The organism is Nitrobacter sp. (genome assembly GCF_051535235.1).
Taxonomy (GTDB): domain Bacteria; phylum Pseudomonadota; class Alphaproteobacteria; order Rhizobiales; family Xanthobacteraceae; genus Nitrobacter.
Window position 1 is genome coordinate 212,881 of sequence record NZ_JBPPLZ010000003.1, and the last position, 17,573, is coordinate 230,453.

The window sequence follows — 17,573 nt, forward strand, 5'->3', positions numbered from 1 at the left end:
CTCAAGGCGGAACAGACCGATTCTACACGACTGCAATAGCGACAGAAACTTGACGAGTTAACGCTCCACAAAGACTCGTTTTGCAGTCGGGTCCAATTGAACAAACGCGAGGTTTAATAATGAGCGAGATTGGCGAGCGGGTTAAGAAGATCGTGGTCGAGCACCTTGGCGTAGAGCCCGAGAAGGTCGTCGATAATGCCAGCTTCATCGACGATCTGGGTGCCGACAGTCTCGATACCGTCGAACTCGTGATGGCCTTCGAGGAAGAGTTTGGCTGCGAAATTCCCGACGACGCGGCGGAGACGATTCTGACCGTTGGCGATGCCACCAAGTTCCTCGAGAAGAACGCGAAAAGCTGACGCTCTCGCGCGGTCTTGATGAAGCCGGGCGGACCGTGACTGAACGGTCCACCGGCTTTTCCTTATGGCTGGCACGGAGGCCGGAGTTTTTCCTATGAGGCGCGTCGTCGTTACGGGTATGGGCATGGTGTCGCCGCTTGGCTGCGGCGTGGAGCCGACCTGGAAACGAATCCTCGGTGGCGAAAGCGGCGCGAAGCAGATCGAGACCTTCGACACGACCGACTTGCCGTGCCGAATCGCCTGCATCGTTCCGCGCGGCGACGGGACCGATGGAACCTTCAATCCCGACCAGTGGATGGAGCCGAAGGACCAGCGCAAGGTCGACGACTTCATCATCTTCGCGATGAGCGCCGCAAAGCAGGCGCTCGACGATGCGAACTGGCATCCGGCGACCGAGGAGGATCGTTGCGCAACCGGCACCCTGATCGGGTCCGGCATCGGCGGCCTCTCCGGAATCGCCGACACCGCGGTCCTGATGAAGGAGCGGGGAGCGCGCAAGGTGTCGCCGTTCTTCATTCCGGGACGCCTGATCAACCTTGCCTCGGGCTACGTGTCGATCGAACACGGACTGAAGGGGCCGAACCATGCGGTGGTGACGGCCTGTTCGACCGGCGCACATGCGATCGGCGATGCCAGCCGCCTGATCGCGCTCGGCGACGCCGATGTCATGGTGGCGGGCGGCGCGGAGTCGCCGGTCTGCCGCATCGGCATGGCGGGCTTCTGCGCGGCGCGCGCGCTGTCCACCGGATTCAACGACACGCCGCAGAAAGCCTCGCGTCCCTACGACAAGGATCGCGACGGCTTCGTGATGGGAGAGGGCGCCGGTATCGTTGTGCTCGAGGAGTACGAGCATGCACGGCGGCGCGGGGCGAGAATCCATGCCGAGGTGAGCGGCTACGGACTGTCGGGCGACGCCTATCACATCACCTCGCCATCGCCGGACGGCGACGGCGCGTATCGCAGCATGAGCGCGGCGATGAAGCGCGCAGGGATCTCCGCGTCGGACATCGACTATATCAATGCCCATGGCACGTCGACGCAGGTCGGCGATGAAATCGAACTGGGCGCAGTGGAGCGTCTGCTTGGCAACGCTGCGTCAAGGATTTCGATGTCATCGACCAAATCGTCGATCGGTCATCTCCTCGGCGCGGCCGGCGCGGTCGAAGCGATTTTCAGCATCCTTGCGATTCGCGACAACATCGCACCGCCGACGATCAATCTCGACAATCCCTCGGTGGAAAGCACGATCGATTTCGTTCCGTACAAGGCGCGGCAACGAGAGATCAATATCGCTCTATCGAACTCGTTCGGATTTGGTGGCACAAACGCGTCCGTGATCGTGCGGCGCGTGGTTGATTAACGCGTGACGGCAGCAAATCCACCGTTTCGCCGCATTCGATGATAAATCCTAGTGGTCCGTTTCTGACATTTGCGTTCCGTTGCGGCAGGTGTTCTTGGAAACGTTGCGGGCGTATGCTGTTGGCCGGGGCAACGAATTCGCCGGCCGCGATTGAACCGACAGGATTTTAGGTTACATCGATGACTGAGAGGCCGCCCATTTCTCCGCGCAGTCCGCGTGCCGCACTCGAACCCGAACAAGTGCCACCGCCGCCGAAGCGCTCCGCGCGTGTCCGCAGCCCGCTGGTGATAGCCGGTAACGCGATCATCACGCTCGTGCTGGTCGGGATGCTGGGCGTTGGCGGAATCTATGTCTACGGAAAGCAGAAGATCGAGGCGCCCGGACCGCTGCAGGAAGAGAAAATCGTCAACATTCCGGCGCGGGCCGGAATGACAGACATCGCGGACATTCTCCAGCGCGAGGGCGTGATCGACAACAATCGCTGGGCGTTTTTCGGAAGCGTGTTCGCGCTGAAGGCGCGCGCCGATCTCAAACCTGGCGAATATGCGTTCCAGAAGAACGCCAGCCTGCGCGATGTCATCGGCACCATGGTCGAAGGCAAGGTGGTGCAGCATCTCGTGACGATTCCGGAGGGCTTGACCTCCGAGCAGATCGTCGCGCGGCTTTCCGAGAACGATATCTTCTCTGGGACCATTCGCGAGATTCCGCGCGAGGGCACGCTGCTGCCCGAGACATATAAATTCCCGCGTGGAACGGGTCGCGAGCAGGTGGTCCAGCGCATGCAACAGGCGCAGAAGCGCGTGCTCGCGGAAATCTGGGAACGCCGCGCTCCCGACGCCCCCGTCAAGACGCCGGAGCAGCTCGTCACGCTCGCATCGATCATCGAAAAGGAAACGGGCAGGGCCGATGAGCGCAGCCGGGTTGCGGCGGTGTTCGCCAATCGCCTGAAGCAGAAAATGAAGCTGCAGTCCGATCCGACGATCATCTATGGCCTGGTGGGCGGCAAGGGAACGCTGGGGCGGCCGATCAGACGCAGCGAGATCGCGCAGCCGTCCCCTTACAACACCTATGTGATTGACGGATTGCCGCCCGGACCGATCGCGAACCCCGGCCGGGCCTCGCTCGAAGCTGCGGCAAATCCGGCGCGGACTCGCGATTTGTTCTTCGTTGCTGATGGGACCGGGGGGCACACCTTCACCGAGACCTACGAGCAGCATCAGAAGAACGTCGCCCGGCTGAGGACCATGGAGAAGCAGATCCAGAACGATACGGTCGAGCCGGCGGACGATCCGCCGCAATCGCCCCAGCAGCCTGCGTCTCAGCCGCCACCGGCGGCAGCGGCGCCGCCAGCGGCGGATGCCGAGCCGACGGAAGAAACGCCCGCCGCAAAGCCCGCGCCGCGGAAACGGACCCGGCCGGCCCGGCAGGGCGCGGCAGATCCTTCGCGGAATACCGTCCAACAATAGAGTTGCACTCCGCGCAGCAGTCGGGTTTGACTCGGAGCGTGGATACACTCGCCTGCAAAACCTCTCAGTCCGCTCCAGCCTGGTTGAATCGGACTCCAGCCTCAGCTTTTCTGATAGAGCATGGTCTTATCCGAAAACCGGTTTCCACTGTTTCGGGATCATGCTTTAGATTCTTGATTTGACGCGTTTTCTTCACGCGAACCGGATTCCACTTCGCTCGAAAACGCTCTAACGTAGGAACGTCCGTTCCCACGAATTTCAGATCCAAACGGTTCGGAGACCTACGCAATGGCGTTGTCGAGCATGACCGGCTTTGCGCGAAGCCACGGCGCCAGCGGGCCTTATGCGTTCGAATGGGAACTGAAATCGGTGAACGCCAAGGGATTCGATTTTCGGACACGGCTGCCGCAGGGCTGGGACGATGTCGAAGCAGCGGTACGCAGGCGATCGGCCCAGGTGTTGTCGCGCGGCACCGTCTACGCCAATCTGACCGTGAAGCGCAGCAACGCCGCTTCCGTCATCCGTATTAACGAGGACGTGCTGGCATCCATCCTGAAGGTCGCCGCCGATTTGTCCGGCAGGATCGACGCGGTCGCGCCCAGTATCGACGGACTGCTGTCGATCAAGGGTGTTCTCGAAGTCGTTGAACCGGAGAGTGACGATGCGGAGGAGCAGGCCGCGAAGGCCGCCGTCGCCGAGGCTTTCGAGCAGGCCTTGCGCAGCCTGATCGACATGCGCGAGCGTGAGGGCGTTGCGCTCGGCCAGATCCTTTCGCAGCGCATGGATGAGATCGAACGCCTTGCGAGCAAGGCGGAGGCAGCGCCCGGCCGCCGGCCGGAAGCGGTGAGGGCGCGGCTTGCGGAGCAGATCGCAGCACTTCTCGACACATCGGACCGCTTCGATCAGGATCGGCTCAATCAGGAAGCCGTGCTGATCGCGACGAGGGCTGATATCCGCGAGGAACTCGACCGAATTGCCTCGCATATTTCGCAGACGCGGGAATTGATCGGAGCGGGCGGCCCGATCGGGCGGCGGCTCGATTTCCTCGCGCAGGAATTCAACAGGGAAGTAAACACCTGCTGTTCGAAGTCGAACGATCTCGAATTGACCAATATCGGTCTGGCGATGAAAAACGTCGTCGAGCAGTTTCGCGAACAGGTCCAGAATTTGGAGTGATCGATGGCTGCTCACGGCCAGAGCTTCGATGGAGTTGAACGGCGCGGCCTGATGTTCGTGCTGTCGTCGCCTTCCGGAGCGGGCAAGACCACGCTGTCGCGGCTGTTGATCGAGCGTGTCCAGGGCTTGACCCTGTCGGTCTCCGCCACCACGCGGCCGATGCGGCCGGGCGAGGTCGACGGCCGCGACTACAGGTTCGTCGACACGGCGACGTTCGCAGCGATGGTCAAGCGCGACGAACTGCTGGAGTGGGCCACGGTGTTCGACAATCGTTATGGTACGCCGCGCATCCCGGTGGAGGCGGCGCTGTCATCGGGTCGCGACGTGCTGTTCGACATCGACTGGCAGGGCACGCAGCAATTGCGCGAGAAAGCCCGAGCGGATGTGGTCAGCGTCTTCATTCTGCCGCCATCCGCTGCCGACCTGGAGAGACGTCTGCACACTCGTGCCCAGGATCCCGACCATGTCATTCGCGGACGGATGGACCGCGCCGCGCATGAACTGAGCCATTGGGCGGAATACGACTACATTGTCATCAACCAGAATGTCGATGAAGCCTTTGCCGAGGTGCACTCGATCCTAAAGGCGGAGCGGCTCAAGCGCGAGCGCCGAACTGGATTGACGGCGTTCGTGCGCGAACTGCAAGAACAACTCGAGACATAGAGCCCGCTTCCGACGGGTTGAGAAGCGGAACTCCATGATTTTGATTTGAAGCGTTGTCTTGACGCGAACCGGTTGTCCTCGGGTCAAAGACCCGAGGACATGCTTCGCTGGAAACGCTTTCGTTAATCGCTACGTCGCCGCTCCGCGAGAGGCTCGCGCGAGGATTTCCATGATGTCGCGCGATTGCGCCTCGATCTCTCTCCGCGTGCGGAGCGGGTCGCGGGCCGGTGTCGGTGCGATGTCGTTATCACGCCGCTGCCATGGCGGAAGGTGGCCGGTGTCGACCACGTCCCGGATCGATTCCGATCGAGGAAGAGTGCGCATGACGCTGCTCAGGCTTCCAAACCTGACAACCACAAATCCGAGAACTCCCGCGAAGCCCAGGGCGGCGGCCAGCCCGCCCAGCAGGAACAGCATGGAATAGGACGCTGGCTCGGATTCCGGGGCGCGGACGATGCTGACGGCGGGGCCGGGCTCGCTGCGTTCGGCAACCAACTGCGGAGCCGGCGCGGTCGCGGCCGCTGGCGGCGGCTGGTCGTTCTGCAACTGCGGGCTGGATGTCACGGTTTCCGGCGCGGTCGGCTGTTGTTGCTCCGCCATCTGGATCGGCGGAGCCTTGGTGTTTGCGGGATCGGGCCAGCGCGTGGTCACGGCCGATGGCGAGGTATCGGCTGTCGCGGCGGTCGGCGCTTCGGCTACCGAGGCCACCTCGGAGGGTACGGGGGCGGCGCTCGCCTGGTCGTGCGCACTCGAGTAAGTCGTGTCGGACGGCGGTGCGCTGGCGTTCGCTTGACCATGCGCCGCGTCATCGAATTCCGCACGGGCGTTGGCGACGGACGGCTGCAAAGGCGGCTCCGCAGTCTGGGCCAGTTTTTCCGGTGCGCGAGCATGCGGTCGAGACTTGGCGGCAGGTTTCTGGGCGATCTTGCCGCGTTCTGCGCCGAGATACCAGCAGTGACGTTTCGTCCCCTGTTCGATGCGATAGTACCAGTGGCTTCCACGCGGCGTCGTCGCTTGCGGACCCGCAAGACAGGTATCGTCTGCGCGCGCCGGACCGTGTGCGGCGATTGCGAGCACACTGCCCGCGAACGAAGCGATAAAAAAGGTTGAGAGCAATTTCCCCGAACGATTTGACATGAGCATCCCCGATGATGACGAGATGAACGCAATGAGGTCTTCGCCAAATTGTCGGGAGAGACTGGGGTGGTATTGCGCCACAAATCCGGAAGGGCTGAGGCTTAATTGAGGCCAGCGGCGCAGGAAAATGCTCGTTTTGCGGGTAGTGTATCGTGGTTTCCGGTTTGCCCGGCGAGGTCGGCATGCGCCGGCGAAATGCTCGTCAGTTCTTGAACATGACGCGGCCGACCACCTTGCCGGCCCGCAATTGCTCCATCCATTTCTGAGCGTCGCCCATCGGCTCCTCCCTCATCGGGGTCGGCTTGATCCTGCCGGATCGCGCCAGCGCCATCAGCTCCTTCGCCTCGGCAAGCGTGCCCACCATGAAGCCTTCGATGGTCATGCGCTTGTAAATCCACTGCACGATCGGCAGGTTGAAATTGCCGCCCATCAGTCCGGAAACCACGATCTTTCCGCCGCGGGCGACGGTCGAGACCGCAAAGTTCATCGATTTCTCGTTGCCGGCGAAGTCGACGACAGCATCGAAGCCTCCGTCGTTTTCCTTGATGATGCGCCGGGCGATATCGGCTTCCGACGGGTCGTAGGCGACCGCAGCGCCGTTCGCGAGCGCGGTCTCCCGCGCAGCCGGACTCAGGTCCGCGACGGATACCTTCTGCTTGAACATGGCCTGTGCGAATGCAAGTCCCATCATGCCGACGCCGCCCAAACCGATCAGCAGCAGGTTGCGCTGGCGCGGCCGGTCGACGAGGCGCTTCAGCGCCCCATAGGCGGTGATGCCCGAGCACATCAGCGTCGCCGCCATGTTGACCGATAGAGGATCGTAGTCGAGCAGGTATTTTGCGTCCGGCACCAGCACGTGGGTGGCGAATCCACCGTCGATCGAAACGCCCAGAAAGCGGTTCCTGGCGCAGAGATTTTCGTCTCCGGCCACGCAGTCCCGGCACTGGCCACAGCCGATCCAGGGAAATACCGCTTTCTTTCGCCCGACGATGTCTTTCGGCGCGTCCGGGCCGACTTCGTCGACAACGCCGGCAATCTCGTGGCCGAGGGTGAAGGGCAGGGCCATGCCGCGGGTCGTGTCCAGCCGTTTGCCGTTGCCGAGATCCATGTAGCCGTCCTGCAAATGCAGGTCGGAATGGCAGAGTCCGCAGCGCTCGACCCGCACCAGAACCTCGTGGCCCTGCGGCTTCGGTGCATCGATAATGGTTTCGCACAACGCCGCGTCGAACCTGACGAGCGATTGGCGTTTCATCATGGCCATCACGTTTTCTCCTCAGGCCCGGTTTGCCCTGTTTCGCAAGTCCGCCAATTCCCGGGCCATGGCGACAAAGCCGGATATCGGAACGGTCTCGGCTCGCCGGGTCGGGTCGATCCCGGCGGCTGCGGTCAGCAACGCCGGATCGACGGGCAGCGACTTCAGACTTTGCCGCAGCATCTTGCGACGCTGTCCGAAGGCGGCGGCGGCGACCTGTTCGAGCAAACGGCGCTCGCAAGGCTCGGGCTTGTCGCGAGGCACCAGCCGCACGACGGAGGAGGTGACTTGCGGCTGCGGCACGAAGGCCGCAGGCGAGATGTCGAACAGGATTTTGGTCTCAGCGCGCCAGTTCGACAGTACGCCGAGGCGGCCATAAGCTTCCTCGTTTTCGCGGGCGACGATCCGCTCGGCCACCTCGCGCTGGAACATCAGCACCATCGCGTCATACCAGGGCGGCCATGGCTCGACACTCAGCCAGCCGATCAGAAGCGCCGTTGCGACGTTATAGGGCAGGTTGGCGACGATCTTTGCGCGCTTCGGGCCGAGCAGCGGACGCGGGTCGAATTGCATCGCGTCCGCGTTGACGATGGTGAGGCGTCCGGGATAGCGGTCCGAGATTTCTTGCAGCGCCCCGACGGCACGCTCGTCACGCTCGATGGCGATCACATGCTTGGCACCGGTTGCCAACAGCGCGCGGGTCAATCCGCCGGGGCCGGGCCCAACCTCGATGACAGTCGTATCTTGAAGCGGGCCGGCGGCGCGCGCGATCCGCGCGGTAAGGTTCAGATCGAGCAGAAAGTTTTGTCCCAGGGATTTGCGCGCCGACAGCGCATGACGTTTGATGACGTCGCGGAGCGGGGGAAGGTCATCAATCGTGCTCATGCCGAGTGCGTTGAGTCCGCCATTCGCGCGGCCAAACGCAGCGCCGCGATCAGGCTTGACGGGTCGGCGCGTCCGGTGCCCGCGATGTCGAAGGCCGTGCCGTGATCGGGCGATGTCCTGATGAACGGCAGCCCCAGCGTGACGTTGACCGCGCGGTCGAAAGCCAGCGTCTTGACCGGGATCAGCGCCTGATCGTGGTACATGCAGATCGCGCAGTCATAGGTCCGTCGCGCCGCTTCATGGAACATGGTGTCGGCGGGAAGCGGACCTCTGACGTCGATCCCATCCGCGCGCAAGATCGCGACGGCGGGCGCTACGATCGTCTGATCTTCGGTTCCGAGTGAACCGTCCTCCCCGGCATGGGGATTCAGTCCGGATACCGCGATGCGGGGCCGGACGATTCCGAAGCGTGACCGCAGATCGGCAACGACGATGCGGACGGTGTCCACGATCATCGGGCTCGACAGCGTCGCGATCGCCTCGCGCAAAGGGAGATGAATCGTGACGGGCACCACCGCAAGGTCGGACGACCACAGCAACATCACCGGTTGCCGCGGCTTGCCATCGCCCGCCGCCAGTTCGGCGAGAAACTCGGTGTGGCCGGGATGAGCGAAGCCGGCACGGTAGAGCACGCTCTTGGCGATCGGGTTGGTGACGATCGCGGCTGCGTGTCCGGCAATGACATCGCTGACCGCTTGGCGGATGGACCCGATGGCCGCGGCCGCACTGTTGTCGTCGGGATGACCAGGCCGCGCGGTCGTCGGATAGCCGGTAGAAGTGATCGGAAGCGCGTCCGTAAATATCCGGCAGACGTCGCCGCCAGCGACCTCTGCCAGGGGGAGATCGACGCCAAGCAACCTCGCACGCGCCGAGATGAAGGCCCGGTCGCCGAGGAGATAGAACGGGGGAACGGAATCGCTGTTACGGCGGAGCCACGCTGCGATCGCGATATCAGGTCCGATGCCGGCCGGCTCGCCAAGGGTCAGTGCAAGAGGCTTCACAACGCGGTCGCTCCAGCGCGGCCTCCGTCAGCACATGCCGCCGCTCACAATATTGGGGTCGTGCCCTCGGAAGCGAGGACGCGAACGTCCCTACTACTCCCCTTTTTTCCCGGGGCTACCCTGACGATACTCGATCATCGCGGATTTCCGAATGTCGTCCAGGTAATCCTTGGATTTCTTCTCATACTTGGCGGCGAACATCTTCTCGCGGATTTCCTTTTTCTTCGGGGTATCCACGCTGGTCACCTTCTTTTCGCAGACAGCTACCATTTCCACGCCCTGCCGCGTGATCTCCGGCGGAGTCAGATGCCCCACGGGCGTCTTGTCGAGCAGATCGCGAAGCGGCGGCGGCAGATCGGCCGAGGTCTTGACGACGGTATCGCGTATCGTGGCGTTCCGCATCGCCTTGAAAAGGCGAGCCGCATCCGCGCACGACTGAACGCGTTCGCGCAAGGACTCCGCTTCCTTGCGACGGGCCTCCATCACGGAAGCGGCGGCGCCGCGCGGAACGATCAACACCACGGGACGCATCTGGTATTCGAACCCTTCGGTTTTCGATTGGTCGTCGCCGCTGGCCTTCAGCGCCTCGTTCACGTCGCGATCGCTGACAAGGAGACTGTCTTTGAAGCGCCCGCGCACGAGGCTTCCCCAGACGAGATCGGCCTTCAGGCGCGCCTTGATGGTATCCGGGCGGACACCTTGCGAGGCGAGCGATTTCGTCAGCTGGTCGGGCGACATTCGCATTCGCGCGCCCATGCTGGCATAGGCCTGATCGATATCCGACGAAGTCGGGTTCACGCCGTATTTCTTGGCTTCCCTGATCTTCACCTTTTCGTCGATCAACTCGTCGATCACCTGTTGCCGGGTCGGAGACTTGTGCGTGGATATTTGAATCAGCCGGCTGCGCTGTTCAATATCGAACGTGGTGATCGGCTCGCCATTGACCATGACCGCCACGGACTGCGCATGCAGCGGCGAGTTCAGGCACGCCGACAGAAGAACTGCGAATATGGCAAAGCAGCGGAACGGCCGGAAGAGCAGGATGATTTTCATGTCGGTGGCACTAGCAGATCTCTTGTCAACCGGATCGGGCCCACATCGAGCGGCGTTGCCTGCCACGTCCACAGAGCCGCCGCCCTGCAATCACCGGACGCCCGCTCCGTTCCCTCCGCGGGTCTGGCCCAGTGTCCGCAAACCAAGTTGAAGCATGAAAGAATGGTTAAGCTGGGGCGGCGTTGATCCTGCGGAATATGTATACGAGGTAACGTAGTTGAGGCCGAGGACGAAGCAATCGTCCACGTATCCTGCGCCGATTGTATACTGGTTGATCTCGTTGGATTCCAGATCCCAGCGTGCCGCACCCTGCACGACCCAGTTCGATGCAATCTTGACGGAACCGGAACCCAGAATGCCCCGTCGGCGCGTAAGATAACCGAGGTCCGGCTGCGCTGCATAGTCGCCGTACAACACGCTCGCGGACCAACGGCTGAAGCTGGCACGACCTTCGGCCTCGAAGCGCTGGACGGTCAACGTCTCGTCGTCGAAACGCGCACGCGTGCTGAACGTGAAGATGCTGTTGGGTGAATAGTTGATGCTCGTCACATAGTCCGATTGCTTGCGCTGCAAGCCGGAATCGACACCGGTATTGGTGAGGTCGGCAACGGCGAACGAGTTCAGCCCGAACAGGTGATAGGACTGGCCGAACAGGAAATTGATCGAGCCGCCCTGATCGAACTGGGTCGTCGCCTTTACGCCGACATTGGCGCGGCCGCCGCCTTCGACGCGGTCGTAACCGGAGAACTTGTCGACGCTGAAAAGGTTGGTGGCGTCGAAGACCAGGCTTTGTGCGTCCTCATTCGGCAGCTTGCCTGCATAGCTCTCGTTCGGGCGGATGATGACCTGCGCGATCGGTTCGATCGTCGTGGTGCCCCAGGGCTGAACGTTGATGAAGGGGTAGCGATACTCGAGACCCACCGCGGGCATGAAGCGGACAGTGCTCGCATTGCCCGGCTGCAGGAAGTTGGAAACGCCCGGCTGGTTCGAGATGTCGGCATTGATCGCGTCGGCGCGAAGCGAAGCGAACGGTGTCCAGATCTGGCCGTAGGAATCGGTGAACGACTTCCGCCACTGCGCTTCGGCCGTCAGGCGCGTGTAGGTGCCGGGAACGCCGCGCAGAAGACAGTTGTTGGGTGTCCGCGCCATCGGATCGGCTGACGTCGGGAGACACAGGAAAGAGGTGTTCGCCAGCGTCGAGATCGGATCGAACTGCGCCTGATCGCGCGTGAGATTGGTGAAGTTGAACTTGTAGCTGAACTCTCCGCCGATGACCGAATGGTTGATGACGTTCGAATAGTCGATGACCGGCGCAATGATCGGAACCTGGCTCTGGTTGCCCGAGAAGCTCAGATAGTGGACCGCACGCGCATCGAAATAGCTGCGGTTGCCGACGCCGGTCAAATAGAGTTGCGAGATCGCCTCGGTCGGCAGGCTGAGGAACGATTGCAGGGGATCGCTGTATTGCTTCAACCGGTAGTCGGAGAAGAAATAATAATCGCTCACCAGGACGCCGTCCCAGCCCCAGACCCACTTGTCGTTTAATGCAAACTGTCCTTGGGTATCGAAACCGCCGCGGAACTGGCGATCGCCGGGTTGTCCGGCAAACACCTTTTGATCCAGTTGGTCAATTCCATAAGCGCGGATTTGATAGGCGCCGTCGAGGAGGCGCTGCCTGAACTCACCCTGCACCAGCACGCCCTGCCGCGTGGTGAAGCGCGGCGAGAGAGTCAGATCGTAGTTCGGCGCGAGCGCGAAATAATAGGGGACCTCCACCCCGACCCCGAAAGGATTATAGGAAGTCACATACGGCATCAGAAAGCCGCTCTTGCGCTTCACCGTCGGATCGGGCGTGGAGAAGAACGGCATGTAGGCGAGCGGGACGCCGTAGAATTCCAGTCGGGCGTCCTCGAAATACAGCATCTTCTCGGTTTGATCGTGAATGATGCGGGCGCCCTTGACCTGCCACAGCGGAGGCTTTTTCGGATCCTCCCTGCAGGGCGCGCAGGCGGTGTAGACGCCGTTTTCGAAGACGGTGTAGTTGCCCTTGGTCCGGTCGGCCCGGCTCGCCGCCATGCGCGTGGCGTCCGCGGTGTCGACCCTCAGCGAGTCGACAAAGCCGTCGCGGTAGTCGTCGCTCAGATCGAGGATGTTGGCGTAGGTGATCTTGCCGTCCGCATCGGTCATGCGGATGTTGCCCTCGGCGTGGAGCCTCTTCGTCTTCTGGTCGTAGATGACCTTGTCCGCCTCGACACTCGTGCCGTTGTAGAAGATCTGCACGTTGCCGACCGCCGACACGCGAGAGTTGTTGTAGTCGTAATCGAGTTCGGTTGCCTGAACGAGCATCTGCCCGTTGTTCTGCGCCGGCGGAGGCTTGGGCTTTGTCGGGTGAGGATTGAAGGAGAAACTTTGAGCCGCGGCCGGTGTGATCGTGACGATACCCAGCGAGGCGATGGTGAGCAGGCCAAGCGCTGCCGGGGCCAGGGAGGTCAGAATCGCGGACATACCGATCCGGCGGCGGCGCGGGGAGGTGCGCCGCTTGCAGGCAGGCAAGCGTCTTCGGGGGGCGGCGATTGCAGCCACTACCCGTCCTCCTGGTACAGCAAGACCAAAAAGCCGGCGAGGCCGCCCACACAGACAGGCAGCCACGCCGCAGCAATCGGATTCATCAATTCGGCCTTGCTCAAATCCTCGGTTACCTTGGACAGGACATAGAGCAGAAAGCCCGATCCCACGCCACTTAAAACCATCTTCTGCACGCCGCCGAAGCGGAAGAACCGGAGGCTCACCGAAGCTGCCAACATCACCATCGCAGCCAGCAAAAACGGCTGTGCAAGGAGTTTGTGATATTGCAGCCGGTAGCCTGCGGTGGCGAACCCCGAACTTTCGGATGACCTGATATAGCCCGGTAGTTGCCAAAATGACACAGTCTCGGGGGTCGAAAAACTGTTCCGCACTTGGGCCGGAGTGAGGCTGGTCGGCAGGACGAATCGTTCCTGCTCGACCGGAGGGCGGTCGAGCGTAAAGCGGCGAACATCCTTGAACAGCCAGTGGTGCTCCTCGAGGGTCGCCTCGCGTGCCTCAATACGCTCCCTGAATTGGAAGTCGGGGTCGAACCTGAACACCGTGAGCCCGGTCAGGCGGACGCCCTGCTGTTCGCTGCGCGCGGCGTTGATGATGGCCTGACCCTCGTCCGTCACCTGATTGATCCAGAAGCCCGACGCGTCCTGCAGGCCTCCTGCGGGGGCGCTGCCGAACAGTTCGGCTTCCATCTGCTTGGACAGTTCGCGCAGGTTGGCGGACATCGGATTGTAGGCTGTGGTCGCGAGCACGCCGAGGACGAGCGCGGAGGCGAGCGCCGGCGAGATGAATTGCCATGCGGAGACGCCCGCGGCGCGCGCCACCACCAGTTCGAGCCGCCGCGACAAGGCCAGGTAGCAGGTCATGGCGCCGATCAGCACACAAAACGGCGTCAGTTTCTCCAGCAGCTGCGGCACCCTGAAGAGCGATGTTTCCGCGACCATGATCGCCGACGCCGAGACAAGTCCGGACGTTCTCCGGACCATTTCGATGTAGTCGACGAGAACGAGAAGCAGGAAGATGCTGACGAACACGCCGAGCGCGGCCACCGCGAAACGGCCGGCGAAATAGCGACCCAATGTGTTCGTCAACATGCTCATGCGGCGGCTGGCCTCCCGAACAGGCGGAGGAGCCGCGCGTTCGATCTGTTGATCGCCTCCATCAACGCGGCCGGCGGTTCGAGCACGGTTCCGGCAACGATCACACGGATGCTGAGGCCGATCGCGCCGAACAGAAGCAGGTATTGCAGAAGCGCAGCTGTGGGTGACTTCACGGTCATGACCGAAAGTGCAAAGCCCGCCATGCGCAGGCCGAACACGGAGGCGATCGCAGCCCCCATGGAGAAATTGCGGCTCTGACGCGTCGTGCGCGGGGTTCCGAGGAATGCGAAGGTCAGCGCGGCGAAGGCAAACGGATAGATCGGCGCCGTGAAGCGATCGTGAAGTTCGGCGCGGAACTGGCCCGGCAGTTGTTGAACCAGCGGGTCCGCCGGGTCCGGCGCGATCAGTTCCCAGAGGTAGCGCTCGCGGATGCCGTAAACGACGTCGTGCCCCCGGTTTGAGAATTTCGACATGTCGAACGCATTGCGGTGGAACGCCACCATGTTCGGTTCGCGCTTGCCGGCTTCAAGTCGCTCCAGATGTCCGTTCTCCAGAACGAGGAACGATCCCTGGTCGTTTTTCGTCACGGTTCCCTGGTTGGCAATGATGCTGAGCCGCTCGTTCGGATTGCGGCGGTCGTCGATGAAGATCCCGACGAGCAGGCCGCCGGGCTGGCGTTCCCGAACCCTGATCGTCAGATTCGGATCGAGCTGCGCAAATCGCCCGGGCTGCAGAACGTTCGCCAGAACGTCGGCGGTGATTTCGGCGTCCCATCGTTTCAGCCGGCGCATGCCGTCGGGCGCGAGATAGGCCGCGATGAACGCCACCAGCAAAGCCACGACCACGGTGGCGTAGATGAAGGGCCGGAACAGCCGAAACGGCGACAGGCCGGCAGCGTTCATCACGATGATTTCGGAATCGGTCGCAAGCTTGTGGAGGGTGTGCGAAATCGCGATCATCAGCGCGATCGGCGAGATGATCAGCACCAGCACCGGAATCGCGAGGCTGGTGATCCCCAGAAACGTCAGGATGGTCTGGCCCTGACTCGTCATCAGGTCGATGCCGCGCAACGCCTGCGTAATCCAGATCACGCCCGTCAGGCTGACCAGGACCACGAGGAACGACGCCAGCGTCGTCCGGAAAATATACTTATCGATCGACCCCATTGGTCTGAACGACCCCCCGTCCTCCGGATCGGCACAACCAGTCGCGTCCCGATTCCGGTGGAGGCTTCCCCCAAAGCCCCGGCAATGTTTTACCTGACTCGCCCCTCAGTACCATCCCTTTGATCTGTCAACAAAATGGCCGGGCCTCAATGCGCATCGATTATGGTTAAATTCCAGCCCATGTCACCTTGCCGGCACGGCGGCGAACATCAAATGCGCCCGCGAGTGTGTTTTGGAGCCATAACGGCTGCGGATGGCTGATCCGGGATCGCGGACCCTTGGCAGCGTTGCCTTTGACAGGTCATAGTCGGCCCTTCACAAGCCAGCCTGTTTCGACGCTGCGCCGCCCTTGATTCTGGAGGATTTTTGATGCCCGACGCCGTCAAGGTCGGCTTTGTTCCGTTTTCGGCCGCGCCGCGCGGCATCCTCGTGGTGTTCTGCGACGAGACTCTGAAATTCGGCCGGGCTGCGAGCAAGGCGCTCGGCGCGTCAGCCGCAGTCGTCAAACGAGCCTCGGCGACCAATCGGTTCAAGGGCAAAAGCGCCGCCACGCTCGATATCCTCGCGCCGGAGGGCCTCAAGGTTGATCGCCTGATCGTCGTCGGCGTCGGCAAGGCATCGGCCCTCAAGGACAGCGATTTCCTCAAGTTTGGCGGCGTTCTCGCCGGAAAGATTCGCGGCGATGGCGGCGCCGTGACGGTCATTGCCGAATTGCCCTCGGCGGCGATAAGCCCCGATCAGTCGGCGTCGCTGGCTTCTGGCATGCGGTTGCGCGCCTACAAATTCGATCGTTACAAGACCAAAAAGAAAGACGGCGACGACACGGCGGCGCTGCATGCCGACGTGTCGATCGCGGTCGCCGACGTCGCCGCCGCGAAGAAGGCGTTCGCGCCGGCCAATCACGTTGTCGAGGGCGTCATCATCGCGCGCGATCTCGTGAACGAGCCGCCGAATGTGCTTTATCCCGAGGAATTCGCGCGACGCGCCAGCCGGCTGCGCACGGCCGGCGTCAGAATCGACGTCCTCGACGTCAAGGCGATGACCAGGCTCGGCATGGGCGCGCTGCTGGGCGTCGGGCAGGGGTCGACGCGACCCAGCCGGACGGTGGTCATGCGCTGGAACGGCGGCAGGAAGGGCGAGCCGCCGGTCGCTTTCGTCGGCAAGGGCGTCTGCTTCGATACCGGGGGTATTTCGATCAAGCCCGCCTCCAACATGGAGGAGATGAAGGGCGACATGGGCGGTGCGGCCTGCGTGGTCGGGTTGATGCACGCGCTCGCGACGCGCAAGGCGAAGGTCAACGTCGTCGGCGCGATCGGTCTCGTCGAGAACATGCCCGACGGCAATGCGCAGCGGCCCGGCGATATCGTGACTTCGATGTCGGGCCAGACCATCGAGGTCATCAATACCGACGCGGAAGGCCGGCTGGTCCTCGCCGACGTGCTCTGGTACGTCGCGAAAAAATTCAAGCCGAAGATCATGGTCGACCTTGCGACGCTGACCGGGGCGATCATGGTGGCGCTCGGCACCGAACACGCCGGCCTGTTCTCCAACAACGATCAACTGTCGGAACGGCTCACCAAAGTCGGCCTCGAGACCGGCGAGCGGGTCTGGCGCATGCCGCTTGCGCCCGAATACGACAAGCTGATCGATTCGCAGTTCGCCGACATGAAGAACATCGGCGGCCGCTTCGGCGGCTCGATCACGGCTGCGCAATTCCTGCAGCGGTTCGTCGACAACACGCCGTGGGCGCATCTCGACATCGCGGGAACCGCGATGGGCGCTGCGAAATCCGACATCAATCAGAGTTGGGGATCCGGCTTCGGCGTCCGCCTGCTGGATCGGCTGGTTGCGGAGTACTACGAAGCGCGGCGATGACCGAGGTCCTGTTCTATCATTTGCAGAACATGTCGCTTGAAAATGTCCTGCCGCCGCTGCTCGAAAAGACCTTCGAGCGCGGCTGGCGGGCCGTCGTCCATACAACGTCCGAGGAACGCGCCGATGCGCTCGACACGCATCTGTGGACCTATCGTGACGATTCGTTCCTGCCGCATGCGACCTGGCGGATCAAGGATGCCAGCGAGCAGCCGATCGTGCTGACAATCGACGGGCATAATCCCAATCGGGCAACCGTCATGTTTCTGATCGACAATGCGCCGCTGCCGGAGAGCCCGGAGGCCTACGAACGGCTGGTACTGGTCTTCGACGGCGACGACGGCGTCGCCCTGGAGGCGGCGCGAACCGTCTGGGCCGACTGCAAGTCGCGAGGATTCGATGTGACTTACTGGCAGGCGGACGACCGGGGGCGCTGGCAGCGCCGCCAATAGCGATATATACGCCGATATATATTGTAATTTGTTAATATTTGAGGCTTTCTG

Annotated in this window: 15 protein-coding genes; 7 read left to right on the forward strand and 8 right to left on the reverse strand. The window is 62.4% G+C overall.

What is annotated here, in order from left to right; genetic code table 11:
- Positions 1-119 precede the first annotated feature (119 nt).
- From ACS3WA_RS05650 to gmk, 5 genes are all read left to right on the forward strand, one after another.
- On the forward strand, positions 120-359 hold the full coding sequence (locus tag ACS3WA_RS05650) for an acyl carrier protein (RefSeq protein WP_006610957.1): 240 nt from the start codon (positions 120-122) through the stop codon (positions 357-359).
- Positions 360-453: 94 nt separating this feature from the next.
- Positions 454-1,719 (forward strand): beta-ketoacyl-ACP synthase II, encoded by a 1,266-nt coding sequence (gene fabF / locus ACS3WA_RS05655; RefSeq protein ID WP_438277568.1) that lies wholly within the window; start codon positions 454-456, stop codon positions 1,717-1,719.
- A 179-nt stretch (positions 1,720-1,898) separates the two neighbouring features.
- Positions 1,899-3,185, forward strand: coding sequence for an endolytic transglycosylase MltG (gene mltG / locus ACS3WA_RS05660; RefSeq protein WP_438277569.1), 1,287 nt, complete (start codon positions 1,899-1,901; stop codon positions 3,183-3,185).
- Positions 3,186-3,473: 288 nt separating this feature from the next.
- The gene (locus ACS3WA_RS05665) at positions 3,474-4,361 is read left to right on the forward strand and encodes a YicC/YloC family endoribonuclease (RefSeq protein ID WP_438277570.1); all 888 of its coding nucleotides are present in this window, start codon (positions 3,474-3,476) and stop codon (positions 4,359-4,361) included.
- A 3-nt stretch (positions 4,362-4,364) separates the two neighbouring features.
- The gene (gene gmk, locus ACS3WA_RS05670) at positions 4,365-5,024 is read left to right on the forward strand and encodes a guanylate kinase (RefSeq protein ID WP_438277571.1); all 660 of its coding nucleotides are present in this window, start codon (positions 4,365-4,367) and stop codon (positions 5,022-5,024) included.
- A gap of 129 nt (positions 5,025-5,153) precedes the next feature.
- Here the strand turns inward: gmk and ACS3WA_RS05675 are convergent, their stop codons facing one another.
- From ACS3WA_RS05675 to lptF, 8 genes are all read right to left on the reverse strand, one after another.
- Positions 5,154-6,161: a hypothetical protein gene (locus tag ACS3WA_RS05675; RefSeq protein ID WP_438277572.1), complete on the reverse strand. Its 1,008-nt coding sequence runs from the start codon at positions 6,159-6,161 to the stop codon at positions 5,154-5,156.
- A gap of 202 nt (positions 6,162-6,363) precedes the next feature.
- A complete protein-coding gene (locus ACS3WA_RS05680; protein ID WP_438277573.1) occupies positions 6,364-7,422 on the reverse strand; it encodes an alcohol dehydrogenase in 1,059 nt (352 codons plus the stop codon).
- Between the two features lie 12 nt (positions 7,423-7,434).
- The gene (gene rsmA / locus ACS3WA_RS05685; RefSeq protein ID WP_438277574.1) at positions 7,435-8,298 is read right to left on the reverse strand and encodes a 16S rRNA (adenine(1518)-N(6)/adenine(1519)-N(6))-dimethyltransferase RsmA; all 864 of its coding nucleotides are present in this window, start codon (positions 8,296-8,298) and stop codon (positions 7,435-7,437) included.
- Positions 8,295-9,299, reverse strand: a complete 1,005-nt coding sequence (gene pdxA, locus ACS3WA_RS05690; protein ID WP_438277575.1) for a 4-hydroxythreonine-4-phosphate dehydrogenase PdxA — start codon at positions 9,297-9,299, stop codon at positions 8,295-8,297. Before pdxA ends, rsmA begins: the two co-directional genes overlap by 4 nt.
- A gap of 93 nt (positions 9,300-9,392) precedes the next feature.
- A complete protein-coding gene (locus tag ACS3WA_RS05695; protein WP_438277576.1) occupies positions 9,393-10,352 on the reverse strand; it encodes a peptidylprolyl isomerase in 960 nt (319 codons plus the stop codon).
- A gap of 90 nt (positions 10,353-10,442) precedes the next feature.
- A complete protein-coding gene (locus ACS3WA_RS05700) occupies positions 10,443-12,857 on the reverse strand; it encodes an LPS-assembly protein LptD (RefSeq protein WP_438277577.1) in 2,415 nt (804 codons plus the stop codon).
- A 77-nt stretch (positions 12,858-12,934) separates the two neighbouring features.
- The gene (lptG, locus tag ACS3WA_RS05705) at positions 12,935-14,032 is read right to left on the reverse strand and encodes an LPS export ABC transporter permease LptG (protein WP_438277578.1); all 1,098 of its coding nucleotides are present in this window, start codon (positions 14,030-14,032) and stop codon (positions 12,935-12,937) included.
- Complete coding sequence (gene lptF, locus ACS3WA_RS05710; protein ID WP_438277579.1) at positions 14,029-15,198, reverse strand: LPS export ABC transporter permease LptF; 1,170 nt, start codon at positions 15,196-15,198, stop codon at positions 14,029-14,031. Before lptF ends, lptG begins: the two co-directional genes overlap by 4 nt.
- A gap of 369 nt (positions 15,199-15,567) precedes the next feature.
- Between lptF and ACS3WA_RS05715 the strand changes: the two genes are divergently transcribed.
- Positions 15,568-17,073 (forward strand): leucyl aminopeptidase, encoded by a 1,506-nt coding sequence (locus ACS3WA_RS05715; protein ID WP_438277580.1) that lies wholly within the window; start codon positions 15,568-15,570, stop codon positions 17,071-17,073.
- Positions 17,070-17,522, forward strand: a complete 453-nt coding sequence (locus ACS3WA_RS05720; RefSeq protein ID WP_438277581.1) for a DNA polymerase III subunit chi — start codon at positions 17,070-17,072, stop codon at positions 17,520-17,522. Before ACS3WA_RS05715 ends, ACS3WA_RS05720 begins: the two co-directional genes overlap by 4 nt.
- Positions 17,523-17,573 lie beyond the last annotated feature (51 nt).

Bases quoted from the DNA above. Each gene is read 5' to 3' on its own strand.
- ACS3WA_RS05650 (WP_006610957.1), top strand. From the start codon at position 120: ATGAGCGAGATTGGCGAGCGGGTTAAGAAGATCGTGGTCGAGCACCTT.
- fabF (WP_438277568.1), top strand. From the start codon at position 454: ATGAGGCGCGTCGTCGTTACGGGTATGGGCATGGTGTCGCCGCTTGGC.
- mltG (WP_438277569.1), top strand. From the start codon at position 1,899: ATGACTGAGAGGCCGCCCATTTCTCCGCGCAGTCCGCGTGCCGCACTC.
- ACS3WA_RS05665 (WP_438277570.1), top strand. From the start codon at position 3,474: ATGGCGTTGTCGAGCATGACCGGCTTTGCGCGAAGCCACGGCGCCAGC.
- gmk (WP_438277571.1), top strand. From the start codon at position 4,365: ATGGCTGCTCACGGCCAGAGCTTCGATGGAGTTGAACGGCGCGGCCTG.
- ACS3WA_RS05675 (WP_438277572.1), bottom strand. From the start codon at position 6,161: ATGTCAAATCGTTCGGGGAAATTGCTCTCAACCTTTTTTATCGCTTCG.
- ACS3WA_RS05680 (WP_438277573.1), bottom strand. From the start codon at position 7,422: ATGGCCATGATGAAACGCCAATCGCTCGTCAGGTTCGACGCGGCGTTG.
- rsmA (WP_438277574.1), bottom strand. From the start codon at position 8,298: ATGAGCACGATTGATGACCTTCCCCCGCTCCGCGACGTCATCAAACGT.
- ACS3WA_RS05695 (WP_438277576.1), bottom strand. From the start codon at position 10,352: ATGAAAATCATCCTGCTCTTCCGGCCGTTCCGCTGCTTTGCCATATTC.
- ACS3WA_RS05700 (WP_438277577.1), bottom strand. From the start codon at position 12,857: ATGTCCGCGATTCTGACCTCCCTGGCCCCGGCAGCGCTTGGCCTGCTC.
- lptG (WP_438277578.1), bottom strand. From the start codon at position 14,032: ATGAGCATGTTGACGAACACATTGGGTCGCTATTTCGCCGGCCGTTTC.
- lptF (WP_438277579.1), bottom strand. From the start codon at position 15,198: ATGGGGTCGATCGATAAGTATATTTTCCGGACGACGCTGGCGTCGTTC.
- ACS3WA_RS05715 (WP_438277580.1), top strand. From the start codon at position 15,568: ATGCCCGACGCCGTCAAGGTCGGCTTTGTTCCGTTTTCGGCCGCGCCG.
- ACS3WA_RS05720 (WP_438277581.1), top strand. From the start codon at position 17,070: ATGACCGAGGTCCTGTTCTATCATTTGCAGAACATGTCGCTTGAAAAT.